Source organism: Tolypothrix sp. VBCCA 56010 (assembly GCF_050875635.1).
Lineage (GTDB): Bacteria > Cyanobacteriota > Cyanobacteriia > Cyanobacteriales > Nostocaceae > Hassallia.
The window spans coordinates 1-25,716 of the sequence record NZ_JBPAOH010000012.1 but is presented as its reverse complement, the minus strand read 5'-3'; the positions used below and the strand labels follow the sequence as shown (position 1 = coordinate 25,716).

23 protein-coding genes and 2 pseudogenes are annotated in these 25,716 nt (G+C 41.2%); 8 read left to right on the top strand and 17 right to left on the bottom strand.

Annotation, left to right across the window (positions count from 1 at the left end):
- Positions 1–35: 35 nt before the first annotated feature.
- From AABK37_RS06130 to AABK37_RS06120, 3 genes are all read right to left on the bottom strand, one after another.
- On the bottom strand, positions 36–1,190 hold the full coding sequence (locus AABK37_RS06130) for a helix-turn-helix domain-containing protein (RefSeq protein ID WP_432550711.1): 1,155 nt from the start codon (positions 1,188–1,190) through the stop codon (positions 36–38).
- Between the two features lie 478 nt (positions 1,191–1,668).
- The gene (locus tag AABK37_RS06125) at positions 1,669–2,073 is read right to left on the bottom strand and encodes an NUDIX hydrolase (RefSeq protein ID WP_432550710.1); all 405 of its coding nucleotides are present in this window, start codon (positions 2,071–2,073) and stop codon (positions 1,669–1,671) included.
- Positions 2,074–2,325: 252 nt separating this feature from the next.
- Positions 2,326–3,054, bottom strand: coding sequence for a Crp/Fnr family transcriptional regulator (locus AABK37_RS06120; RefSeq protein WP_432550709.1), 729 nt, complete (start codon positions 3,052–3,054; stop codon positions 2,326–2,328).
- A gap of 393 nt (positions 3,055–3,447) precedes the next feature.
- On the opposite strand from AABK37_RS06120, the gene AABK37_RS06115 reads away from it, so the two are divergent.
- Positions 3,448–3,570 (top strand): hypothetical protein, encoded by a 123-nt coding sequence (locus AABK37_RS06115; RefSeq protein ID WP_432550708.1) that lies wholly within the window; start codon positions 3,448–3,450, stop codon positions 3,568–3,570.
- 47 nt (positions 3,571–3,617) lie between these two features.
- Positions 3,618–3,857 (top strand): hypothetical protein, encoded by a 240-nt coding sequence (locus tag AABK37_RS06110; RefSeq protein WP_089130673.1) that lies wholly within the window; start codon positions 3,618–3,620, stop codon positions 3,855–3,857.
- Here the strand turns inward: AABK37_RS06110 and AABK37_RS06105 are convergent.
- From AABK37_RS06105 to AABK37_RS06095, 3 genes are all read right to left on the bottom strand, one after another.
- Positions 3,854–4,573, bottom strand: coding sequence for a GDYXXLXY domain-containing protein (locus AABK37_RS06105; protein ID WP_432550775.1), 720 nt, complete (start codon positions 4,571–4,573; stop codon positions 3,854–3,856). The genes AABK37_RS06110 and AABK37_RS06105 overlap by 4 nt on opposite strands.
- Positions 4,574–4,714: 141 nt before the next feature.
- A complete protein-coding gene (locus AABK37_RS06100) occupies positions 4,715–6,124 on the bottom strand; it encodes a DUF2157 domain-containing protein (protein ID WP_432550707.1) in 1,410 nt (469 codons plus the stop codon).
- Between the two features lie 500 nt (positions 6,125–6,624).
- On the bottom strand, positions 6,625–7,026 hold the full coding sequence (locus AABK37_RS06095) for a PPC domain-containing DNA-binding protein (protein WP_432550706.1): 402 nt from the start codon (positions 7,024–7,026) through the stop codon (positions 6,625–6,627).
- 102 nt (positions 7,027–7,128) lie between these two features.
- Here AABK37_RS06095 and AABK37_RS06090 point away from each other — a divergent pair.
- From AABK37_RS06090 to AABK37_RS06075, 4 genes and pseudogenes are all read left to right on the top strand, one after another.
- Positions 7,129–9,615, top strand: a pseudogene (locus AABK37_RS06090) (dynamin family protein).
- Between the two features lie 407 nt (positions 9,616–10,022).
- Complete coding sequence (locus tag AABK37_RS06085; protein WP_432550705.1) at positions 10,023–10,496, top strand: KGK domain-containing protein; 474 nt, start codon at positions 10,023–10,025, stop codon at positions 10,494–10,496.
- Entirely contained in the window at positions 10,493–10,735 is a 243-nt protein-coding gene (locus AABK37_RS06080) for an HNH endonuclease (RefSeq protein ID WP_432550704.1), read from the top strand. The genes AABK37_RS06085 and AABK37_RS06080 overlap by 4 nt, the downstream gene beginning before the upstream one ends.
- A gap of 30 nt (positions 10,736–10,765) precedes the next feature.
- On the top strand, positions 10,766–11,032 hold the full coding sequence (locus AABK37_RS06075; protein ID WP_052324671.1) for a hypothetical protein: 267 nt from the start codon (positions 10,766–10,768) through the stop codon (positions 11,030–11,032).
- On the opposite strand, the gene AABK37_RS06070 is transcribed toward AABK37_RS06075, so the two are convergent.
- The 3 genes from AABK37_RS06070 to AABK37_RS06060 all read right to left on the bottom strand — a co-directional run bounded on the left by AABK37_RS06070 (position 11,033) and on the right by AABK37_RS06060 (position 14,498).
- On the bottom strand, positions 11,033–11,206 hold the full coding sequence (locus AABK37_RS06070) for a hypothetical protein (protein WP_432550703.1): 174 nt from the start codon (positions 11,204–11,206) through the stop codon (positions 11,033–11,035).
- Entirely contained in the window at positions 11,185–13,836 is a 2,652-nt protein-coding gene (locus tag AABK37_RS06065; protein WP_432550702.1) for a DUF3536 domain-containing protein, read from the bottom strand. Before AABK37_RS06065 ends, AABK37_RS06070 begins: the two co-directional genes overlap by 22 nt.
- 425 nt (positions 13,837–14,261) lie before the next feature.
- On the bottom strand, positions 14,262–14,498 hold the full coding sequence (locus AABK37_RS06060) for a hypothetical protein (RefSeq protein ID WP_432550701.1): 237 nt from the start codon (positions 14,496–14,498) through the stop codon (positions 14,262–14,264).
- A gap of 121 nt (positions 14,499–14,619) precedes the next feature.
- Here AABK37_RS06060 and cax point away from each other — a divergent pair, with 121 nt between their 5' ends.
- Both cax and AABK37_RS06050 read left to right on the top strand, forming a co-directional pair.
- Positions 14,620–15,705: a calcium/proton exchanger gene (gene cax / locus AABK37_RS06055; protein ID WP_432550700.1), complete on the top strand. Its 1,086-nt coding sequence runs from the start codon at positions 14,620–14,622 to the stop codon at positions 15,703–15,705.
- A gap of 1,103 nt (positions 15,706–16,808) precedes the next feature.
- Complete coding sequence (locus tag AABK37_RS06050) at positions 16,809–19,220, top strand: sucrose synthase (RefSeq protein WP_432550699.1); 2,412 nt, start codon at positions 16,809–16,811, stop codon at positions 19,218–19,220.
- Between the two features lie 137 nt (positions 19,221–19,357).
- Here the strand turns inward: AABK37_RS06050 and AABK37_RS06045 are convergent, their stop codons facing one another.
- From AABK37_RS06045 to AABK37_RS06010, 8 genes and pseudogenes are all read right to left on the bottom strand, one after another.
- A complete protein-coding gene (locus tag AABK37_RS06045) occupies positions 19,358–20,008 on the bottom strand; it encodes a peptidoglycan-binding domain-containing protein (protein WP_432550698.1) in 651 nt (216 codons plus the stop codon).
- 567 nt (positions 20,009–20,575) lie between these two features.
- Positions 20,576–20,836: a peptidoglycan-binding domain-containing protein gene (locus AABK37_RS06040; protein ID WP_432550697.1), complete on the bottom strand. Its 261-nt coding sequence runs from the start codon at positions 20,834–20,836 to the stop codon at positions 20,576–20,578.
- A gap of 263 nt (positions 20,837–21,099) precedes the next feature.
- On the bottom strand, positions 21,100–21,588 hold the full coding sequence (locus tag AABK37_RS06035) for a hypothetical protein (protein WP_432550696.1): 489 nt from the start codon (positions 21,586–21,588) through the stop codon (positions 21,100–21,102).
- A gap of 280 nt (positions 21,589–21,868) precedes the next feature.
- On the bottom strand, positions 21,869–22,591 hold the full coding sequence (locus AABK37_RS06030) for a carbonic anhydrase (RefSeq protein ID WP_432550695.1): 723 nt from the start codon (positions 22,589–22,591) through the stop codon (positions 21,869–21,871).
- A gap of 16 nt (positions 22,592–22,607) precedes the next feature.
- Positions 22,608–22,919, bottom strand: coding sequence for a P-II family nitrogen regulator (locus AABK37_RS06025; RefSeq protein ID WP_432550694.1), 312 nt, complete (start codon positions 22,917–22,919; stop codon positions 22,608–22,610).
- Positions 22,920–22,923: 4 nt separating this feature from the next.
- Positions 22,924–23,892, bottom strand: coding sequence for a sodium-dependent bicarbonate transport family permease (locus AABK37_RS06020; RefSeq protein WP_432550693.1), 969 nt, complete (start codon positions 23,890–23,892; stop codon positions 22,924–22,926).
- A 200-nt stretch (positions 23,893–24,092) separates the two neighbouring features.
- Positions 24,093–25,283, bottom strand: a pseudogene (locus tag AABK37_RS06015) (RNA-guided endonuclease InsQ/TnpB family protein); the annotation flags it as partial.
- 62 nt (positions 25,284–25,345) lie between these two features.
- On the bottom strand, positions 25,346–25,716 hold a 371-nt coding region (locus tag AABK37_RS06010; protein WP_432550692.1), incomplete at its 5' end, for a zinc ribbon domain-containing protein.

Here is a 25,716-nt window from a genome sequence, read left to right as displayed (position 1 = left end):
CATTGGGCAATGGGCATTGGGCAATGGGCAATGCCCTAAGTTAAATTTTGCAGAATTATATGCTTTTTTGAATCAAAGCTAATTACACCTTGTTTTTGCAACTTGCCCATCAATCGCGTAATTGTAACTCTGGTAGTACAACACGCGCTAGCAAGTTCTTCGTGGGTGAGGCGAAAATTTAAGCGGGTTCCTTCTGGGACAGGTTGACCGATTTCTTGTTTTAAAAATAATAATAAATAATGTAAACGCTCTTGTACTCGTTGCCTTCCGGAAATAGCTAAAAAAGATTCTGTTTGCCGCAATCTTTGATTAATTTTTGGTAAAAGCGCATGACTCAATGCCGGAGATGCTATTTCTGCAACATCAATTGAAACTAACTCAACATTCGTCAGCGCTATTGCTTGGTAAGTTTGTAAAGAAGTCAAACTAGAGCCAAAAACCATTTGTTCACTTACTAACCCTGTCAGCACTTGTTCGCCAGTTTCACAAAATGTATTAAGTTTAACTAAACCCTGACAAACATAAAAAATTTCTGATGGTTTGAGGGTTATAGTTTCTCCTTTAGAATATTTATATATAAAGCGATTTTCTGTCAAGTAAATTTCGTTGTTAGCTTCTCTTTGCTGAGGCTGAGGAATTTCACGCAACACCCAGAGTAAGTTTATCGGTTCACCCTGTTGATTGGGAACAGCTGCTTCTGTTAAAGTTAAATTAAGTATACCACCGCGTTGGTACAAGTTGACTGATAATTCTCTACTGCTGTCTGATTTTAATACTTCTACTAAGTGATTGCGAAACCGCCGACGTTCTTCTAAAGGAATAAACTTAATTAATGCTTTGCCTATTAAAGAATTTTGAGGAACCTTAAAAAACCTGCAAGCAAGATTGTTAGCTTCTTGAATTATGCCTTGAGTATTAGTTAATAAATAGGCGTTTGGTGCAAAATAAAATAAATTCTGGTAGCGTTGGCATTGTTCTTCTAGCAAGTTTCGCGTGCGGATTAATTCCTCATTTTGTACATATAGTTCCTCAGCGGCTAATTGCAACATCCTGGAGTTGCTACTGAGTTCTTTAAAAGCTTGCGGTAACATCTCCGACCTTAAACAAGGCAATGCGATCGCTGTTTGGTTCAAGTCTGCTAAACGCCTGTGAAATGCTTCTGTCCGTTGAATAAACTGTTCTATCTTCACTTTAAATTTACGCTTTATTAGTCATATCACCAACAAAATACAAACAATAAAATTTCTTTTTAAGACTATTGCCTCCTATGAAAAAAGTAAATATGATAGTTTTTTCTGACTTCTACCGTAGGGGTAGCTTTCGGTAGTAAGAGAAATACTTTGGGTTTAGGAGAAACCAAGCATAAATTACGTCTGTAATTTCATGATAATTCTTCTATTGAACTAGCTTTGAGCGCAATCAATAGAGGTACAGCCATAATTTTATAGTATAATTTTACTCATTTTGGGTTATTGTTTGCAAGTAAGCGATCGCTCTATACATATTCAGACTAAAATCAGCATAAGCTGATGTTTATCGAGTGTGATTAAGTCGTGCCTAAGTTTATTTTTCTTAGCAAAACTTACTTAAATCAGCAATATTGACAACAATTATCTGATTTATCAACTATTATAAAATTATAAATTTAGAGAAAGAATGCACTTACTTTCAGCTAAACCCTTTAAGAATTTGCTTGAGTGAGGCTTTCTTAACCCGCTTGATGGCTTTGCTTGGATCTAACCACTCCCGCCTTCTTTGATTCGCTTCGGGCCAATCTGACAATACAGTTTCAACTGCTAACAAAAACGTCTTGACTTGGTAAATTTTGCCTTTTTTGCGATATTTGTATCTGCCAAGTTCATTACCATCCACCTCACCAATTACCCCTGCTTCTTCCCACGCTTCTTTTGCGGCGGAAGCGGGGGGACTCATTCCATTGCAAATACCTCCTTTGGGAATTACCCAGTTTTTACAGTCGCTAGTTGTCACCAGCAAAACTTCAATTTTTCCGTTTGTAACTCTGTAAGGAATTACTCCTGATTGTTTAAATACTTTTTTGGCTTTTCGACTCATAACATTTACATTCCTTGCATTCACTCTTTTTATACAATAAAAATTCTTTTACTGCAAAATTGAGTTAATGTCTTCAGGCAAAAAGTAGTATAGTTAACTAATTTTATAAAGTAGCTAAATATACTCTTTAAAAAAGCTCACGCTCTGTCTTGGTCGAGCGAGCGTGAGAAAGAATGTTAATGTTAATGTTGTCTTTTCTTAAAATAAACATATCGGTATCAATGTTCTGTACGGTTGCGGACATAACAAGAGTCAACTTTGATTCCACGCACGCTTAGTGTCAAGTAACCGCGAAAATTCCGTTTTTATCGCTATATAACTCTCGCCAGCGGTTGCTTCCAAAGCCTCGCGATTGAGGATGGTAATTCTGCCACGGTTGTAGCGAATCATTCCGGCTTGGCTGAGAATGCCAGCAGCCACCGTCACACCAGAGCGACGCACACCGAGCATCTCGGCGATAAATTCCTGAGTGAGTGGAAACTCATCTGATTGCGTCAGGTCAGCAGCCATCAACAGCCAGCGGGCAAGTCGTTCTTCCACCGTATTCAAGCGGTTGCTGACAGCTGTGTGGGAAATCTGGGTGAACAGTGCTTGCGTGTAGCGCAGCAGCAGTTTTTGCAGCGAACCACCAAGGTCAAACTCCGCTTTCAGCCGAACAGCTTTCATCCTCATAGCAGTGCCAGGGACCTGCATAAATGCGGTTGTGGTTGTCATGTTGCCCCCCAAAAATACGGGAATACCTACCATCCCGTCATTGCCCACCATACCCACTTCGACTGTCGAGCCGCCTTCGGTAGTGTAGACTATCGAAGATATTCCCTGATTGAGAAAATAGACGTGTTTGATGGGTTCTTCTGGGTTGTAGAGAACTTGTTTGATTGGAAGTTCAACCAACTCTAGGTCAGGAACAAGGCGTTGGTAATCTTCATCTGGCAAAGCCGCAAGCAGCTTATTTTTTGGTAAATCGGGATTTTTTGTCATTAAAATTAAGAGTCTCCTTGAAGTGCTTTCTGTAATTTTTGATTAATATTGCTTTTTGAAAAATATATAGATAATGTATTTATTAATGTCTGTTGAAGACACATTAATCTTCAATCTAGAGATGTATATTGGCGGTAAATTATTGTCAAGCGATCGCCCAATATTTTTGATGCCTTAATGTAAAATTTACTTGTCTTTTGGCAAACATCTAAATTTAATAAAAGCCATTTTATTTAATAAAAATAATTGCCTAAATATATGTATGCTATTAAGTAATAAGTTTTGTAACTAATTCAGTACAATTTTGGTGTTAAATATGACATATAAATTAGCGTTTGCTCCTAAATCCGCAAGGAAAAACCTAACTTCTCCCAGTCCAAGCGAGAAGCGGTAATGAGCAAAACGTTGACGGGTGTGGGTTTTGGTTGCGGTTGGGTCAGCAAAAGCAGGGAAATGTTAAGAAGCGATCGCTTTTTTGAGACGAAAACAGGTGACATTATTTCCACGTATGTGTAAAGTAGTTGAGAGTCCTATACCATCAGTAAGATTTTCCGCAACCCTCTATGGATAGAAAAACCAAACGCCTTTTACTGCTAATTGTTTCCTGTAGTGTCACCGGTGTAGTTTTAGGAGGTACGGCAAGTTGGGCAGAAAGCACCATTTGCTTGCAAGCCGATACCGTGACGAGTGATTGCTTGACCCAAAACCCCATTAACAAAACTATAGAAGGAATGAGTACTGGTTTGCTAGCTGGGGCTGGGGCAGCTTTTGGTGCCGCATGGCAGTTAAGACGTGAGGATTAAAAGCGGTAGTTGCGATCGCGTACCCACATACTAACGGGTACAGCATTACCCTCTGCATCTACTTTAACTTCCACTAAAATCGGTTGTATTCGTCTTTGTTGGGTTCGCTGTGCTTGAAACAGATTATTATTAATTTGCTGCCTTTGGTCTTCGGGGATGGAATATGATTCCATACCATAGTTAATAGACCCATCCTCATAAACACCTTTTAAAGCTACCTGATTTGCCGCTAAAGTTCTAGGAGGATTAACACTAACCCGCACCGGCTTCCAAGCTGTAGGATTACGAGAATCTGGAAATTCTTGCTCTTGCAAAGTTACATAAAAGTTGGTTCCCTCAGCTAAAGAAACGTATTGTCTGTTTCTATTAGAACGGCGTCTAACTAATTCTTGCCATCCTGGTAATCTTCTCAAAGTGTTGTAACGAGCGATGTTGTAATCAAGATTCACCGAGTTTCCCTGTAGCGCATCATCAGGATTTACTGGTACAGTTTGCAAGATTACTGTTTTACCAGTGACATGAGTAAACATCGCTTGAAATGGTATCGCCATAATCAATGCTGTTTGAATCAACAGCGGAACTATCAGCCGCCAAAAAGGTAAAGGCTTTGTTGATTTTTGTTCATTAGCCTTAATGTAATCGTCAAAAGTCACCTTTTTGGAGAATTCCATTTCCGGTGTCAAAGATTTGTTAGATTCGCGATCGTTGCTTTTCATTTTTGATGTGGTAATTGGTAATTGGGCATTGGGAATTGGGAATAGGTAATAGGGAATTGGGAATTGCGAATTGGGAATAGTGATGTGCGTTTTACCCATTACCCATTACCCATTACCCATTACCCATTACCCATTCCCTATTTATTTGACTGTTATTCGCCGTTCAAACCAAAGTCCGGCGCTAATGATACCGATGCCGCACATAGCAAAGACAAATGACCGGAAAATTAAGTCTGTGTCATATTCCCACATGCGGCTAATAATTTGCAGTGTTAATAACAGCATTCCGCCCCAAAATGTGCGCCTATCGCCGTATTCTATTCCGTGTCGCATAAGTCCAAAAGCAAATATTCCCAGAAGAATATTGAAGATAAAAACTGCTAAACCGGGAATGCGAGTAACAGCTTGATGCCAAAAAGGTACTAAAGCGACGATGACAATAAAGCTGGTAATGAAGACATTGGTGATATCCATTCCTCGACGGGTTAGGCTGTTGCGATAACGCAGCATAAACAACCATTGCAATACTACTAAACCGCTGAGAATTCCTAAATCAATTAGGGGAAATGACCTAATCGGTGAGTTGATTGTTAGCGGATAAAATCCGGAAGATGGATATTGCCAAACCCAATAAAAGGAAAGGACGTAAAATAGAGTTCCGAAAAACCATAGCGAGAGACTTTGGGCGAGGGGTTGAAATAACCTAAAATTTATTGTGGGGAATAGTAGGTCATCGTAACTCCAAAATAGTGCGGCTGGAAGTGCAAAAGCAAAAGATGCAACCCAAGGCGCTGTATTATTATAAGCTAAACGTTGCAGTGGATTGAGGTTGAATTGCAAGGAGATGGTAAAGGCGATCGCTGCGAGTGCAAATATCCAACGCGATCGGCATAAATAAGCTAAGGGTACAAACAGCAACCAAATAAATAATGGCATGTGTTGCACCAACAACCGCGACCAACTAAAGTCAGTTGCAGAGTAAGATAATTCTCCTAATCCTGTCCAATATCCTATTTGTATGAGGATAATTGATAAGATTCCTAAGGAAGTCAAGCTAAGTCCATATGCCATGATTAAAACACCCAACCCCCAGCACAAGAATAGTTGGGAAGTTGAACCGCCAATATTAAACATTTGCGCCATCAACGCAATATTTGCACCTAATATTAAAGCGCCTAAAATTAGCAAACCTTCTCCTAATAGTTGTTTGCTGCGTGGCTGCTTTTTTCCTTGGGCATTAACTGTAGGTTCTCTAAAAGAGTAAAAACCTGTGATGGTAGTTGCAAAAAACAAACTGATCAAAATCACAAATTTGACATCTCGTGACCATGCTTGCCAGTTTGCGGCTACAAAGGTAATTATGCCTAAGCTTAACAAAATGCTGCCGATCGCAATCACCATGAAAACGAAGCGATCGCGTGCAGCTATTTCCAGGTTATCAAATTGATAACGTTTTCCCAGGTCTTGGTAACATGAAGAACTAATAATTCCTTCATCCCGCCATTTTTGTGCTTCTTGGCGTAATTTTCGGCGAAAATTGTCTAATACCATGACAATCTCCAATGCCGTTTAGTCATAGCAATGCTCCATTTTATGTTGTGATTTGACAGGGTGAGCAGAGATGGATGTAACGCAGAAGACAATCCCCACCTACCACCGTTCACTAATCACTATGCGGATTGCTATCAGGCGGTCAGAATATTATTAGTATGATGCCAACAGTTTTATTAAATTGTTCTTATGTGACAGTTTGACTGATGGTTTTGTGAATAATTACCCTCAGAATAGAATTCTGGGGCTATACGAACTAAGCCTGCCTACGCAGGCTCATCTTTATAGAGAAATAGTATTAGTCCGCGTTCGGCTTTGCCGTTGCCGCTAGGCTAGGCGGACTTTGTTTGTATAGCCGAGCCAGTGCGTTGGACGGGTTTCCCGGCTTGAAGCACCTGGCGTGCGACTTTAGTCGTCGGGTATTAATACGAACCGCGAAGTCGCGTTCGCGCAGCGTCTCCGACAGGAGAAGGACACGAAGAAAGAGGAAAAGGAAGAGATTAGGAGTTATTGGGGATAATTTCTAGTTCTTTATAGCCTGTTTGTTCGTCGATAGTTCTATTGAAGATGAATTGTTCTGTTGTACCAATTATTATTTCGGCGGTTGTGTAGATGATGCATTCATTGTCAAGATGTCCGCCGATAGTTTTACCTTGTTTATCGGAAATAGCAATATGCAAATGTACGCCGGAGGTTGCTATTGTTCCGTTGAGGGAAAGAATTTCAAATTTTTCTATTAATAATATGCTATCTGATTGATTTGCAAAGCGGATTTTGGCTTGTTTGAGGCTACCAATAGCACTTAATATAAAACCTGCTTTGATATTTTCTTGATTGGCGAAGTTTTTTAAACTTTGTCTCAAATCTTGGTTGGGTTTGAGTCTGATGGGAAATATTTTCATTTTTCGCGTGGTTGGGAATGAGAAACTAACCTAGTAATTTTACTGAACCATTGAGTAGAGAAATATTCTTAAACTATATTAATATATTTTTAGGTGTCGAATATGTCATATCTACCGCTTCAGTGTAAAAATCTGAAAGAACAAGTTGAGTTTATATTACAACTTTTACAGCAAGAAGCAAGTTTGCGATCGCATGATATTACATCAGTGCAAACTTCTTTGGGGAAAGCGATTTCTCCGAAGTTTGAAATTGTGTTTGCGGGTGCGTTTAGCGCGGGTAAGTCGATGCTAATTAATGCGCTGTTGGAGCGGGAATTGTTGTATAGTGCAGAGGGGCACGCTACCGGCACGGAATGCAAAATTGAGTATGCGGAAGTTAATAAGGAACGAGTTGTTTTAACGTTTTTAAGTGAAGTTGAAATTCGAGAACAAGCAACTTCTTTGTGTCAACTGTTGAAATTTAAGGAAGGAATCAATATTAATAAAGTTGAAGTAATTGATTTGTTGCATCAAGGATGTGAAGCAATTATTCAGCAAGAGGGTGGTGAGAATAAATCGGAACGTGCGAAACAAGCAAAGGCGTTAATTTTATTGCTTGATGGATATGTGGCAAATCGAGAACGCATTCATACAGTTAATAATGCCACATATTCGATGGAGCAATTCAACTTTTCTAATTTAAAGGAAGCTGCTGGATATGCGCGTCGTGGTAGCAATAGTGCTGTTTTGAAACGCATTGAATATTACTGTCATCATCCTTTGTTGCAGGATGGAAATGTGATTATCGACACACCGGGAATTGATGCACCAGTTGAGAAGGATGCACAGTTAACTTACGCGAAAATTCAACATCCTGATACATCTGCGGTGGTGTGTGTGTTGAAACCTGCTTCAGCGGGTGATATGACGAAGGAAGAAACGGAACTTTTGGAAACGATGCGGGGGAATGGGGGAATTCGCGATCGCGTATTTTATATTTTCAACCGCATTGATGAAACTTGGTACAACAACCAGCTAAGGCAAAGATTGGATGATTTGATTAATGGGCAGTTTCGAGATACAACTAGAGTTTATAAAACGAGTGCTTTATTAGGATTTTACGGCAGTCAAATTAAACAGACAAGCGTACAAGATAGATTTGGTTTAGATTCGATTTTGGCTAGTAGGGGTGGGGAAACCCCACCCTTACAGCATGGTAAAGAGGAAACACCGCAATTTGTTAATGAGTTCAATCGCTATTGTGCAAACTCTGGTAAGCTATCACCTAGTCAATTTCGGATTTCTGTGAACAGCTTTGAAACTCCGAATGAGAATTATGTGCGAATTTTAAGTGAACAGGGAACGCCATTAATTAATCAGCTAATTCAAGATAGCGGTATTGAAGGATTTAGAACCGCGATTACTCGCTATCTTACCGAAGAAAAGCGTCCATTACTCTTCCAAAATCTAGTTGACGATTTGGAAGATGTTTGTATCAAACTCAAAAAACATTACCAATCTCTACAGGGTGAATTAGATAGTCAACCGCGAGAAATTGAGGCGATGAAAGCGCAGGAATTACAACGCCTCAATCAGCAATTACAGCAAGTTGGCAATGATTTTCGCCAGCATATCACAGAAGAAGTGAACAATGTAATTAATAACGCTTGTGATGTTTTTGAAGATGATTTTCGTCAATTGCAATTACGCATGACTCACCGTTTAGATGAGTTGTTACATACCTTTTCTGTAAGTAATGCTTATCGACGCGCAACTTTGACTCATCCTCGCAATGCGACTGCACCATTAATTGCTATTTTAGTAGAGGCTTTTTATTATTTGGCGAATCAGTTGGAAGATATTTTAGTAGAGTCTTCCCAGGAAGTAATTGCTAACCTCTTTCAAGGGTTAATGGAAAGAATTCGCAAGTCTGAATATTACCGTCAATTGTATCGGTTATTAGGTAATGATGGCGGAATTGAAGTTGAGTTAAAAGCGTTAGAAAAAGCAGTCTCTGAAGCTATTGTAAATGCAGCGCGGGTTGAATGCGATCGCTTTGTCAGAGAAAGTCCCAGATTTTACGATGAAGGCACTTTTTCAATATATCAATTTCGGCAAACATTGCTGCAAACTTCTCAAGGTTACGACTGCGAAAGCATGGTAGAAGCCGAACCCGCAATTAGGCAATTATTGAAGTTAGATTTTGAACCGAAAGTTTCCGAAACCATCCGCAAAAACTTTCGCCAGACTGTGAACCAAACTATCAAAAGTCAATTATTACCAATGGCTGATAAGCAAGCGGATGAGATTTTGCAACAATACTCTCATGCGCGTGCTTATTTAGAAGAAACGCTTGCACAATAAGCTGAAAATAAAATTCTAAATAATCGGCGGTTATTACTTGCTGTTGAACAAAAGATTGCGGGATATAATTCAGCAGTTTCGGCAATTAATAGTTGTTTGCAAGCGATGCAGTTATACGACTGTTTGTTACCTGTATTTGATGATTCGCTGAAAATTTATGAGGTTTCGGATGTTAGTAAAATAAGTATTTCGAGTAATGGTTTTCTGATATCGGATGGTTTAGGAGATGTTGTAGAGGAGGGTTAGAATCTAAGCGTGAAAATGAGCGCGTTTTTAAACGCAGAGAGAAGTTTGAGCGGAGGTTTCCTCCGATCAAAGCTTCGGTGGGAACACAAAGTAAGCGCAGAGGATCGCAGAGGTTTTCTGATTTTAAATCGTTAGGAATTTGTGCGATTATGTGCTTAGGTAAATACAGGTAATTATCTGTGTTTATCTGTGTTCATCTGCGGTTAAAGATTTTTCTCACGCAAAGGCGCAAAGACGCAAATAGAAGAGTTATTTTAGGTTTTAAGTCCGCCTACGCGGACTTTGTTTGTATAGCCCAGAATTCTATTCTGAGGGCGTAATATTTACCGATGTAGTGACGATTTATATTTGATGCGAATATAATTGTTGAATATAGTTGTCAGACAATTTTAAGGATGGATATTTATATGGAAAATGGATTTAAACCATTGGAATGTAATGATGATGTTTTATCATTTGAAGATAATAATAATTTATTTCAAGTAGGTAAATTTAAACTAAAAATAGAAAATGATATTCGCAAAAAATTTGATTTTTTATATGAAACGCGCAAAAATAATTATCAAGAAGATTATATAATTGATTATTTGAGAGAGGTATTCATTCAGGGATTAAAGATTAATGATGCTTACATGAATTTAGAATGTATCTTTCCTAAAGAAGGAATAAACTGTGAACGTCTGATTCTTGGTTCTAAAAATTGGCAAAATGGAAAACTTAGAATTCGGGCATATATAGAATCTTCTTATGATGAAAATGAAGGCGAAGAAAACTTAAATGTTAAAATTAATCTAGAATTCTCTCCAGATGAACCCGAAATCACTGAACCTGAGTCACCACTTGATGACATTCGCCGCATGATAAAGGAAGTCAGCACATGAGTAAAACTCCTCGCATTCGCATCCCTCCAGAAGTGAGAAAATATGTATTTCAACGCGACCAATATCAGTGTCAAAGTTGTGGTACAAATGACGAAACTAATCTCACTATTGACCATATTATACCCCTCGCCCGTGGTGGTCAAAATGATATCAGTAACTTACAAACTCTTTGCTTTACCTGCAACCTTGAAAAAACAGATAAAATAGTTCACCGCTTTCGGCGACATTTTGATTTATAGGATAATATTGACTGTTAGTTTCTTAGGAATATGTCTAAAAACCCTAACAGTAATTACCAAAAAGTTCCCAAAGTTACAACTCTTTTCTTTTGCTTTTTCGTGGTAATAGCTGTTTTTATCGCAGCTTTTCCCAAACTATACGAAATCAAAACAAAAGCTGGGATTGATTTAGCACCAGGAATACACGCCGGCACCGTTTTTGAAAAATACAGCCACGGACTCTTCAAATGTGAGTGGCTTTATCCCTACCATTGCGATCGCGAAGCCTCTTCAAAAAATACTCACCGTCACATTTAACTAGGGGAGACAAGGAGTGGGGGAGACAAGGAGAGGGGCAGAGGGGGGAGATGGGGAGACAAGGAGAGGGGGGGAGGGGGAGAGGGGGAGAGTATTAAATTTTGAATTCTCCTTGTCTCCTTGTCCCCTTGTCTCCTTGTCCCCTTGTCTTTTTATCCGAACTGACTCAACCAAGGACTAACATCAACAGCTAACTTTTGTCCCAACTTCAACAAATGCCGACACTGATGAGTATCTTTCCCACTAGCCACCGCAGCCGCACAATGCGATAATATCTGATGCAGACAGCTAAAGTATAATTCCTGGGATCGCTCCAAAGAGATGCCGATATTCATGTCATAGCCGATATCTATCAACCTTTCTAAGCGTTGGATATCTGCATCGAATGTGCCGTTGGGATCGTGCAATAATTGCCAAAGCGATCGCAATATCAATTGCTCTAACATCAGCTTGCCGTCGTGGATATTCAACCGACAATGCAGGTGTTTCGCTTCTTTGGCGATCGCCTCTAATTCTACCAGATGATTCGTGCAAAGTTGCGGCTCGGCGATGTCTTGCTCAAGCGATCGCAATGTCATCATACACCGATGCCCTAAGGCAATCTCCGCTGCTACCTGCAACTCTTGCGGTACTTCGAGTTGATCCCGGTGGAATGCCATCATCACTCCATAATTATCCCGGTACGTTTGAGTATAAAGCTCATTTAAACGTGTCAGTGTTTCCTGACTCAACAACCGCATAATTCGATGGCGTTCTTCAGCGAATAAATTCTGCAAGCTGAAAGGTTCTTCGCCAAACAACTGCGTCATCGCCAAGATTGTATGCGCCGCACTCGCTTGTTCCAGCGCTGCAAACAGCTTTTCTTTTAACTGGCTGTAACTACGTCTGCCCTCAAACGGTTGAATGCAGCAATGAAAATCCCAGCCTCCCAAATGCAGCACGGCAAAGACTAAATGCTCGCTTTCCCAAGTAATTTCTGACACCAGCTTTACTTGTCCCATCGCTAAGGTTAGCGATCCCAGGCGTTGCATTTGGTAATCTAGCTCATTTGCCGTGTAGCAATAAACCCGCTTTTGGTAAGGATGCGGAAGTTTGCTGGCAGAATTGCGGGTTTCTGTCGGTTTGCGATCGCCATTACCAAATAATGAAGTAATGGCGTAATGTGCTGCAACTTGCTTAAAACCAACTTGCGCTGTTAACACCAGTTGGCGATAAATTTCCCCACCATGCTTGAAGATATCAACATTACTGGGGGCTAAACCAAGACGTTTAACAAAGCCTTTTTCTAACTGTACACCTGCCACATCTCCCGCCAATTCCATCGCCCGCGCCGCATAGCGCATAATCTGCGTTCCCTCTGGGCGGGAAATTTCTTCAAAAAACCAACCGCAACTGGTGAACATCAGCAAAGCATGACGCTGCATTTCTAAAAGTCGTAATGCGTCTACTTGTTCGGCGGCTGTTAGTTTGTGGGTTTGATGGCGGCTGAGGAATCGGTTAATATTTGCTGGAGAGCGATCGCGCATCACCTTGATATATTCATTTCTCGCTTGCCAGGGATCGCTAAAAAGCTGTCTGCCATATTCTTCATATACATCAACTAAGCGATCGCGCAGCCAATTTAGCGCATCTCGCAACGGACGCCGCCATTTTTGATGCCATACTCCACCTTCACCACCACAACCGCAATTATCTTGCCATCTATCGACACCGTGGGCGCAACTCCATGCTGTGACTGGTTTTAATTCGACTTCCCAAGTCGGCGCTTCTAAGCTGAGGTAATGGGCAAAGTTCGTTACCGTCCAACCTTGGCGGGGAAATTCTTCGATGAATGCGTAAGCTAAAGTTTTCTCAGTTCCTTTCTTGTGATGTCCAAAGGTTTCCCCATCCGTCGCTACAGAAATTAACTGTGCTGGACGATGATCCCCGCGCACTGCTGAACCGATGCGTCCTGTAAAGTGACTGGAATTGTAAACCACATCACTAAAACCCATATCCCGCGATATCGGACCATCGTAGAAAAAGATATCAATGTATGGGCGATCGTCATTTTCCCCACTTTCTTTCAAATAACAGCGATAAGGGCGGGTAGAATCAATTTGAGCGCCGCCGACTTCGTGCCATCCTGGGTGCGGATTCTCGTTATTTGGTAGGGGACGACAACGTTGTGCTTGAGAAGGTGCGAGGACGATAAAACGAATGCCTTCAGCAACCAAAGCTTCTAAGGTTGCGTAATCTACGGCAGCTTCTGCTAACCACATACCTTCGGGATCGCGTCCAAAGCGGGATCGGAAGTCTTCCTTACCCCAGTGGATTTGGGTTTGTTTGTCGCGGTCGTTGGCGAGAGGCATGATGATGTGATTGTATACTTGCGCGATCGCATTGCCATGACCGTTTAAGCGATCGCAACTTTTCCTATCTGCCTCTAAAATCCGTTGATAAACCTCCACATCATGGCGTTCTAGCCACGACATCAACGTAGGTCCTATATTAAAGCTGAAATACTCGTAATTATTCACGATCCCCAGCACTTCACCTCGGTTGTTTAACACCCTGGCGAAGGCATTTGGGCGGTAACATTCCCAGTGAATCCGCTCATTCCAGTCATGGAAAGGTGCGGCACCAGGTTGGCGTTCAATCGCATCTAAATAAGGATTTTCTCGTGGCGGTTGGTAAAAATGACCGTGTACAGCTACGTAAACACCAGTAGCCGTTCTCAATGGGTTGGGTTGCTGGGTGTATGCCTGGGTTTGGTTTGACATTGATGAGCCAGCACTAGCTGGCATTTCAGCAGCTGAAGTCATGTATCTTTATCCTGAATCACTAAAAATTACAATTGCGCTATCGAATATCTATGCAAAAATCGTTACCGCGCCATCTTCGCTTCGCTCGGTATAAACAACTATGAGAAAACTTGCTAATTTTTCACATCCTGCTTTAGTCTTGCGGGTCATCTGCTTTCTCAAACTTCAGCCGAACCGCAGGCATGAATGAATTATCCATTGTCAAAAGCCTTAGTTAACGGGTTATTTGGTTTGCAGCCCGAAAAAACTTAATTGTCTTTTAATATATTAAACCCCATTTTTGGTGTAGTATTCGGGCTGAAATTGATAGATTTGTAACGAAAGATTGCGAAAGCTGCACAAATCGCAATTTAATTTTACATATCTAGCCAAAAAGTGCAAACAGTAGAATCTCTAAGCCGTTCTACCGCAGGGTAGAGAGTATCCTAGAATCTAGTCTTTAGAGGTGCTGAGTGGAAGTGGATAGTGGATAGTGGGGCATGGGGGAGGCAGTGCGTTGGACGGGTTCCCCGGCTTGAAGCACCTGCCGTCATGGGGCATGGGGGAGGCAGTGCGTTGGACGGGTTCCCCGGCTTGAAGCACCTGCCGTCATGGGGCAAGCGTCCAAGTGGGCTGAGATCGAAATTTGGCTTTATTCCCATTGCCCATTGCCCATTGCCCATTGCCCATTGCCCAACAACCATCAACCATCAACTAACAACTAACAACTTTCAATTCCTAATCCTCGATTTCCGGATAACTCAGCACTCCTTTATGATTGATCCCCTAGAATTTAGATAACAAATGTCCGGTAAAAACATTCTCTTTCTGGTTCTGTTATTGTTTATCCCCCTTTCCTTAGCAGCCGAATTTCTCAAGTGGGGAGAGTTGATAGTTTTCATCACCGCTGCACTAGCGATTTTGCCGTTAGCAGCTTGGATGGGTACAGCTACAGAAGAAATTGCTGTGGTAGTTGGTCCAACGCTAGGAGGATTATTAAACGCCACCTTTGGTAACGCCACAGAATTGATCATTGCTTTAATTGCCCTAAAAGCTGGGTTGGTGAATGTAGTCAAAGCCAGTATAACCGGCTCGATTATTGGCAACTTACTACTTGTGATGGGTCTTTCTATGCTGTTGGGAGGACTTCGCTACAAAGAACAGACATTTCAGCCAATTGTAGCGCGGGTAAATGCAGCTTCGATGAATTTGGCAGTGATTGCGATTTTGCTGCCAACAGCGATGAACGTAACTTCTGTTGGAATTAGCCAACAAACTGTAGAAAATTTTTCGCTTGCGGTGGCAATAGTATTAATCGTGGTTTACGCTTTGACGTTGCTATTTTCGATGAAAACCCACGCTTATCTTTATGAAGTCGGTTTAATCGAGTCTGAGGAAACTTCTCATACTAAGCCGAATATTTGGTTGTGGACTGGAGTGCTGCTAGTGTGTACTCTATTAGTGGCGCTTGAGTCAGAAATGCTAGTAGATTCTTTAGAAGTAGCCACATCCCAGCTAGGTTTGACGGCACTGTTTACAGGGGTGATTTTGGTTCCCATCGTCGGTAATGCCGCTGAACATGCTACCGCAGTCACTGTGGCAATGAAAGATAAAATGGATCTTTCCGTTTCCGTGGCTGTGGGATCGAGTATGCAGATTGCTTTATTTGTCGCTCCTGTTTTAGTGATAGCTGGGCGAGTATTCGGTCAGCCGATGGATTTAGATTTTAAACCCTTTGAATTAGTGGCTGTGGCTGTATCGGTGTTAATTGCAAATTCTATTAGTTCTGATGGAAAATCCAATTGGCTAGAAGGCACATTGTTATTAGCCGCTTATACAGTGTTGGGGTTCGCTTTCTACTTTCATCCCGTAATCGATGGCATGGGTTAGTTGTAACGTCAACTTTCTGCGGGGAAATTAAAAATTACTACCCAACAAAAAAATTAGTTAAATATCAATAGCGATGTCTGACGGCATCGCTTTTTGTTACTTTAAATTTTGAATACTACTACCCTCAGCTAGTAGGGTGTGTTATGCCTGAGGGTACGGCACCGTTTTTACGATAAGAGTGCGGTGCGCTCTTGCGTTCTGCCATAACGCAACGGCAATATTAGGGGAGGACGGCAGTTTTGCGGGAAGAAAATCTACACCGCAAACTGCCTCGAAAATCCACACCCTAAGAAAGCCTCCCCTACATATACTACTTTAATTTCTAGTTAAAAAAGACCAAGCAGAAAGATGACGGTCAACCCACAGAAGGCAAGCAAGGACATAATAACTATGTTGCCTAGGCTGTGGTCAGATGTTGCTTTTTGTGTATTTGTAGCCATATGAAACAACCTGATTTCTACGACTTTATGCTGAAATTATAAACACATTGAATCAGGCATTTTCTAGTTAATATCCAAAAGTTGATTTTAATTCATTTAAGTTAAACATTTTGAGTATATTTACTTGCAAACAATTAATTTTTGTTGTTGACAAAAATTAATCATTCTCTCATAAATCCTGTGGCTTTTAAAAATAGCTTTTCTGCACCAAAGTATAAAATTAAGCATTAATACCCAGCAATATCAACAATTAAAATTTAGTTGAGCCTCAAATTAACGATGCTTGTTAATCAGTAACAAATAAGCTTGCAAAATTTTGTCAGCCACGTTATAAATCTAACTTGATAATTGTTACAGGTAATAACAAAAATTTCTGAAGAGCGAGTATCTCCCAAAATAGCCCTTGGGTTACTTGACACTGAGAAAATTTTTCCTGTCAATGAAAAAATCTCAAATTGTACGTCTTTAGTTAGAGGGAAATTTGTTCAGCAATAAGATATGCGTAGAAAGGTGATGAAATTGATGGGGAAACAGAAAAGGTCAAAGTAAAAAGCAAAAATCTGCTTTTTTTTGCCTTGATGTTGCTTTTTTTGACTTTTTAGGCATTATCCAGTCAAAATCTAAACAAAAGCTAAAATCAAAAAATCGATAAGTGGAGTTCCCATGTCTGAATTGATTCATGCAGTCTTGAACAGTGAAGAAAAAAGCGATTTGCGTTCGTTTATTAGCGAGTTACGCAGCCAAGAAAAGGGGTATTTGCTACGAAACGACATCCTGAATGTGTACAGTGAATTTTGCTCTAAATACCACAAGCAAGATAGTTCTTCGCTTTTAGGCAAGCTAATTTACTATACTCAGGAAATTATTCAGGATGGTACAAATCTCTGTTTCATTTTTCGCCCGAAAATAGCCAGCCAAGAAGTTTATCGGCTGACGGAAGACTTGAGTGTAGAATCGATATCGGTGGACGAACTTTTGGATCTGCGCGATCGCCTAGTAAACCGATTTCATCCCAACGAAGGCGACCTGCTAGAATTGGATTTCGGTCCATTTTACGACTACACCCCGACAATTCGCGACCCGAAAAATATTGGCAAAGGGGTGCAGTACCTCAACCGTTATCTCTCCAGCAAGTTGTTCCAAGATGCGAAGCAATGGCTAGAAGGCTTGTTTAATTTTCTGCGCTTGCACCAATACAACGGTATCCAACTGCTGATTAACGATCGCATTCAAACACAGCAGCAACTTTCCGAACAACTTAAAAAAGCTATCGGATTTGTAAGCGATCGCCCAAATGATGAATCCTATGAAGAATTCCGCTTTCAATTGCAAATGATGGGCTTTGAACCGGGTTGGGGTAACACCGCTTCTCGCGTGCGCGAAACCTTAGAAATTCTCGATGAATTAATCGACTCTCCCGACCCCCAAACCCTAGAAGCCTTTATCTCTCGCATCCCGATGATTTTTAAAATCGTCTTGGTGTCAGCTCACGGTTGGTTTGGACAAGAAGGAGTTCTAGGACGTCCCGATACCGGCGGTCAAGTAGTTTACGTCCTCGACCAAGCAAAAACTCTCGAACAACAGTTACAAGAAGATGCCATCTTAGCTGGCTTAGAAAAACTCAATGTTGAGCCAAAAGTAATTATCCTCACCCGCTTAATACCCAACAGTGATGGCACTCTTTGTAACCAACGTTTAGAAAAAGTCTATGGCACCGAAAATGCCTGGATTTTGCGCGTACCTCTGCGGGAATTTAATCCCAACATGACGCAAAACTGGATTTCTCGATTTGAGTTTTGGCCCTATCTAGAAACTTTCGCGATTGATTCTGAAAAAGAATTGCTGGCAGAATTTCAAGGTAAACCTGACTTAATTGTAGGTAACTATACTGATGGAAATTTAGTGGCATTTCTCTTAGCGCGGCGTTTGAAAGTAACGCAGTGTAACATTGCCCACGCTTTGGAAAAGTCCAAATACTTGTTCAGTAACCTTTACTGGAATGATTTGGAGGATAAATATCATTTTTCCTTGCAGTTTACTGCTGATTTAATTGCGATGAATGCTGCTAACTTCATCATCAGCAGCACCTATCAAGAAATTGTCGGCACGCCCGATAGTGTGGGACAATATGAGTCTTACAAATGCTTCACCATGCCAGATTTGTATCATGTGGTAAATGGAATTGAACTGTTTAGTCCCAAGTTCAATGTCGTACCGCCGGGAGTAAATGAAAATGCTTATTTCCCCTATACACGTAATGAAGACCGCGTAGAAAGCGATCGCCTGAGACTTGAAGAAATGCTCTTTACCTTAGACGACTCTTCCCAAATATTTGGCAGACTCGACGACCCCAACAAGCGACCGCTGTTTTCAATGGCACGTCTCGACCGCATTAAGAACATGACAGGTTTAGCTGAATGCTTTGGTAAAAGCCCAGAATTGCAAGAGCATTTCAACTTAATTTTAATCGCCGGGAAGTTGCGTGTTGAAGAATCAGGCGACAACGAAGAACGCGACGAAATTATCAAACTTTACAACATCATCGAACAATACAATCTTCATGGCAAGATTCGTTGGTTAGGTGTGCGTTTGTCTAAAGGTCAATCAGGTGAAGTTTACCGAGTAATTGCTGACCATCAAGGAGTCTTTGTCCAGCCAGCTTTATTTGAAGCTTTCGGTTTGACTATTTTGGAAGCAATGATTTCTGGATTGCCAACTTTTGCGACTCAGTTTGGTGGTCCTTTGGAAATTATCCAAAATAAAGTTAATGGCTTTTACATTAACCCCACAAATTTAGAAGAGACTGCCGAAAAAATTCTCGAATTTGTGCTGAAGTGCGAACAAAATCCGAACTATTGGAATGAAATTTCTCAGCAAGGTATTAACCGAGTTTATAGCACCTACACTTGGAAAATTCACACTACCAAGCTGCTATCATTAGCACGAATTTATGGCTTCTGGAACTTTAACTCTAAGGAAAATCGGGAGGATTTGTTGCGCTACATTGAGACTTTGTTCTATTTGATTTACAAGCCAAGAGCGCAACAAATTTTAGAACAGCATAAGTATCGGTAAAAAGTTAGGAGTAGAGACGTTCCGCCGGAACGTCTGTACGGAATTCGGAGTGAATAGTGAGGGGTGAGTAATGAAAAAATTGCTCTATCTTCTGTCTCTGTTTTAACTCCGCGCCTCCGCTCCTCCGCGCCTCCTAACTACCTAGTTAACTCGCGCCAAGTTCTAGAACCAACAACTCCATCTACACCTAAATTCCGCCGATTTTGAAAGGCTTTAACAGCACTTTCTGTCAGCGCACCGAAAACTCCATCAACTCGAACAGCATAGCCGTTAGATAATAATAGGCGTTGCAAAACTTTGACAGAAACACCTGAGCTACCAAAACCCAGAGTTGGCAGATTTTGGTTAGTAAATTTGGGTTTTAGGTTTGGTTTTAGTTTTGGCGATCGCCCAATAACTAACTCATCACTACTTTGTTCATCTTCTTTTACAATCAGAGAATTCACAGCAGCGACAACCGAAATTTCCCCCAGCGTCCAGCCTTCTACGGCGGTGTCCTTTCCTACATGGGAAAATTTAGATTGTATTGACTTGATTTTTTCAGTTAAATCACTTAGTATATTTTGCTGCTCTTCATTCAGCGGTGAGTGGGCGACTTGGAGATTATCATCTAGCTGTATAAATTCAGGCGGTGTGATTTCAGTAGCGGCAACGACATCATTTGACCGTTCCTCTGTTGACTGCTGCACCGGCTTGTCTGACTGAAATAATGGCTGTACGGGTAACTTGGGCAAAGACGGTTGTCCTGTTGTTAAGACACCGGTCATCAGCAGACCAATATGACTCATCGTATTTCATTTTACTAACACCCATATTTCCCTTGACAGACAAAATAGTTGTTCCTCAGGAATAATGCGTAGCTATAAGTTAAAAAAATGTAATTATTTTGGCGATAAAATCATTTATTAAGTATTTGCACTTCTAATATCTGGTTTAGAAAAATGTGGGATAGACGGATAAGTCGATTATTCACACACAAGTCTGGTCTAAATCTCTAAACTTGTCACTCTTGTCTAATGAGTCGATTATTAAACTTTGTACAATTTTATCTCTCTTGGTAAAATAATTCTGTCAAACCTATTACCCATCAATAAGCTTGAGAGCATAAAAATCCCGCTTTGCAGCGTGGCACAAATAACTATCCAGTTGAAAAGCTTGTAAAATAAGCTTTCCTCCCTTTTGCCTTCATGCACTATGGGTGGTAGGTGAGTCAGATTTTTATAATAAATAAATTTTAAATATTAATGACAAAATAAATAATTGTGTTTTAAATTTGTTAAAAAACACAACGCATCCTAATTTCCCAACCTCTTATTTGATTGATGGGTTAATTCTTTTTAATTTTTAATTGTTAACTAGCTTGTCAACTCACGCCAAGTCCTGGAACCGACTACTCCATCCGCAGTTAAGTTATGCCGGCTTTGAAAGGCTTTGACGGCTGTTTCTGTTAACGCACCAAAATTTCCATCAACTCGAACAGGGTAGCCATTCTGTGATAAAAGCCGCTGTAAGACTTTTACAGAGTCACCAGAGTCACCAAAATTCAGAGTTGGCAAACTGCGAATAGCAGCAGCTTGTAATTTTAAAGGTTGTGGTTGTTCGGCAGAATTTTCCATGTCCTGAATTTTTTATCAAACTGTTTCTCCTTCATTCCACTTTATCGGGATTAGGGAAAATTTACCTCTGTATCTCAATTTTCAAATAACTACCTGGGTTAAGCTGGCTAATTCTTTAGTTTGCAAAGCTTTTTGGATTCATTCAGCTTTAATTATTGTCGGACACTTCTTACGGTAATCAAAGAAAAAGAGCGCGGTAAGCGAAGCTATGCCGTTAGGCTTATCGCATTACCCCCGATCGGTTAATATTTTGAATAGCTGCATCAAAGCAGTGGTAACAGGTTAAAACAGGAGCGAATCTCTAACAGAGAACGGTCAAGTAGAGGTTCAAAATCAAAAAATGGATAGTACTTGCGTGTTCCGCGAGTTTTGAACCACATTACCACAACTTGTGGCAATAATCGCGGCAATACAACAAATATTGAGCTATATAACCACAGCAGCCCGTGTTGCTTTACCAAATCTTTATACATCACATCAACAGCCGGGTTTTTTCGCTCCCGTAAATAGTCACGAAACTTGAAGTCACTGGTTAAAAAGCACAATGGCAAAAGTCTCAGTTCGTCATACATATCGGTATCGCAGCCCAAGATGACATGCGTAACATCATGAGCAATTAAGATTTTCGCAAAATCCGGCGGCATTTGACTTGGATTGGTCAGATGTGGATTTACTGCGTAAAACTCTTCGATTCCTTGCCGTAGGGTTTGAGTGCTGCTTTTATCAGTATATTGGGGACGAGTACGCCTCATAATTTGCACCAATTATTAACGATACGATACAGTATCGTAATTGTTAGGCGTAAATGTCAAGCTTGCCCATACTTAGTGGTATGTGTGATTAATTTTGATGTTTTCGTAGTGAGCGATTTATCGCTCAATTTCACTTTTCTGAAGCCTTACCTACTCAGTACAACCGAGCTTGACATTACACCCAACGTTACACACAAAATTATTGAACTTTGGAAACGTTACACCTCCTTACAAGTTCAATCAGGCTGAATAGCCAGTGTGTATTGTAACCTCTGCCTAATTAGGTAATCATAGTCACACTGCCTGTATCCAAGTCATAACGACCCCCCACAATTTTTAACTTGCCCGCCTCGATCTGTTCAGTTAATAGCTTCGATCGCTTCAACCGTTCAATTTGATATTGCACATTTGCCACCACAGCGTTATCAACCGCATCGCCTGGTCGATCCTTGACTCTTTTCACGGCTGGCTTGATTGCTTTCACAAAGCTACCAATTTCGCCCAGCAGCGATTCGTTTTGTACAGCTGCGGTGACTGCCCCGCATCGTTCATGACCCAGCACCATCACTAACGGCGTGCCTAACAGTACAACCGCATATTCAATACTGCCGAGTGTTTCCGGCGTGGCAATATTTCCAGCAACCCGTACATCAAAGATGTCTCCAATGCCTTGATCGAAAATAATTTCTGCCGGCACCCGTGAATCAGCACAACTAAGGATAGTTGCAAATGGATGTTGAGCTTGAGCGACTTCCTGCAATCGAGCCGCAGATTGATCGGGATATTCAGGTTTATGTTGCACAAACCGCTGATTTCCTTCGATCAACTTTTGCAGCACAGCATCGGCACTAAGAGATTGAGGGATAGCTAAAGAGCCATTTGGCAATCCGGCGGCTTTAGCCTGTTCGACCTGCCAAAGTAAATCAGCGGCAGTTACCATCATCCCAAATGCTCCCGTAACCCCTAACTTCAAAAAGTCACGACGGTCTATGAAATGCTTCATTAGATTTATGAGCCTCTTACAGTGACGCCACACATTTTGTAGAGCGAATCTCCATTACATCTGAGATGTAACAGCTACCCCCAAATTTGTTGAGCAGTGGTCTGATGTTTTCGATTGCAGGCTTGATTTGCTCTGGCATACAAAACGCGATAACGTAAACATTATCGAGCATTGTCATGTCTAAATCTTCTGCGGTTCCTCGCAATCCTTTACCAGCAACATTGCGAATCACAATGTGACCGTGTACACCTGACTTGTCTAAACGATCTAAAATTTTGCCTAGCTCAAAGGAGTTGGCAATAATTTCTATCTTCTTAACTAGGTGCATATTATTACCTCCAAAACAGGTTGATTCCGTACAGGTATAACGGAATTCCCACGATAATGTTGAACGGGAATGTTACTGCCAGAGCGGTAGAAACGTACAGGCTGGGGTTCGCTTCTGGAACAGTCATCCGCATTGCAGCTGGGACAGCGATATAAGACGCGCTGGCACATAACACAGCAAACAAAAGTGAATCTCCCTGAGGCATACCGATAACTTTGGCAATCACCAACCCAATGCTCGCATTGAGTATTGGAATTAGTATCGCAAATGAAATGAGAAAAAATCCGGTTTTTTGCAAGTCTTTAATTCTTCTGGCTGCGACTAGTCCCATGTCCAGCAAAAAGAAGGTGAGAACACCATAAAACATGCCTTGAGCAAAGGGTTCTAATACGTGCCAACCATGTTCTCCTGTTAAGACACCAATCAGGAGGCTACCGACTAAAAGAAAAACTGAACTATTGAGAAACGCCTCTTGTAAGACTTCCGTCCAAGAAAAGTCCCGCTTTTCATCGGCGGTAAATATATTCACCAAGAGCAGACCAACAATAATCGCTGGAGATTCCATCAGGGCAAGGGCTGCGACCATGTAGCCATCATAATTAATGCCAAGCTCATTAAGAAAGGCACTAGCAGTGATGAAGGTGACAGCACTAATAGAGCCGTAGGTTGCTGCGATCGCCGCCGCATCGTAAGTATCCAGCTTCAGCTTCAGGATAAAAAACGAGTAAATTGGCACAAAACAAGCCATCAACATCGCTGCAATCAGCGTTAGCACTACTTCCTGAGTGATACCGCTTTTGATCAGTTCTACCCCCCCTTTAAAACCAATCGCAAACAGCAGATAAAGCGAAAAGAGTTTGGGTACTGGTGCCGGAATTTCTAGATCGGACTTGACAAAAACAGCAGTCATCCCCAGAAAGAAAAATAAGACTGGCGGATTCAGGATATTGGAAACGATTAAGCTGACATCCATTACCACCCCTCCTTATGCTGATGAAACTTGCAATTAATCAAATTTTTCATCTTCAAAAATTTAACTGTTGAATCATCAGTACCGTGTATTGCTACCCCATGTCAATTGTGTGCTTGTTGAGACTAAGTACTTTATAAGGGTTTTCGGTTGCGTGGAATACACTCTGTTGACATCTCCCCCAGTTGGAAACACGGGGGATTCTAAACTGATGCTGCTGCGCCGGATAGAATCCGGGCTACGCAACGTTTACGATATGATTTATTTAATCGCGTAAACAAGTCATATCGTTGTGGCACTGTCAAAGATGCCCTACCCACCTCGGCTAAGTTTAATCCCAGCTGTGTGGCTACTTTTCTCATGATGTTGGCACTACCATTGCAATCTGCATTAATGATGTGACCATCACGACTTTTGTACATACCGCGCTTTACCGCAATGACGCTGACGGTTTCCATCCTGCGGGTTTTTCACCATGCTTGTAGAGGCTATCGCCATCCAGGTAAGAGGCTCTTGAAGTGTATGCTTCCTCAGTAATTGTGAGTACAATTCCGTATTCTGGACAAAGTTGTTTTAATCTTGCAATTAATCTTCCTGTGGGAATGACCACAAAATTCTGATTACCACGCTTGCCCATATTTGAACCATTCTTCTGACCGTCATTCCAGCCAATGACAAGGTTTCCAATGCGGTCATTTAAGCACTGGTTAATAATAAACCTAGCAGCTTTGTTAACCGCCTCACGCATTTGGTTGTTCCGTTTGCGCTGCACCTTGTCAAGGTTAGAATCCCAGTAAAAATCAGATTTACCCCGCTTATATTTGGCAACCAAGCGACAATAACCTTGATTCAACGCCTTAAGCTTACGACCATCAATAATTAGGCTTTTGCCACGAGTTGAAACACCTGTTAACCAATTAGTGCCACCGTGGTCAAAACTCCAAGCTTGTGTGTAATCAAGGTTTGGGTTAACTTGAATTGGCTGTTTGCCATCATCAATAACCCAATCAATCCACAACTCACCCAAGTAAGGACGTATCGTCACTTCCTTAACGAGCGTCTGAATCGATAAACTCAGGTAGTTGCAAAGATATCTCGGTCAACAGGTGCAGCTTGGTTTGGCGGCTAATTGACGGGTAAAATTGACCACCTTTATAATTGAGTGCTTGGCGTGGGAACGTTACTGCTGCAAGTCCACCGCGCTTTCTGTACTTTGGGAATGATGGTTTATCAACTTCGCCTTTGTAGTAGGCGTTAACTAATCCGTTGTAACTGGTGATTGACTCCCCTACTGTCTTAAGTGTTTGCTGTGCTGACTGTGCAGCCATCGCTTTGTAATGTGGACTATCTTTAAGAACTTTGTCTAGCTCTGGGTAAGTCGTACTACACTTATAGTTGCCTTTCGCATAGTCAAATATATTCAAACATCAACTATCTACTCAGTTTGAGTTCGTATTTATAATGGACAAGCAATCCTACACTTGGCAGGAAGAGGCAGAAATCCTGGTATATTAACTAACCTTGGTTGAACTACGCAACCTGATATCCCCTGGCTAAAAGCATCGGGGAATTCTTTTGTTAAGATATTGTAACTTCCATTAACATCGGCATTTATTAAGCCAGATTTGGAACGATACAAACCACGCTTGATTCTACGACCTGAAGGTTTCCAAGTTTCAGGTTTGTTCCCATAATCAGGAATAGTGTCTAAATCAAGAAAGCTGGCTTTACTCGTGTAAGACTCTTCCCTTGTGTAGACTTTAATTCCTTTTAAAGCACCTTTGTAAATTAGCATGTCAACTAATTTTTTATGGGGTATTTGAACAA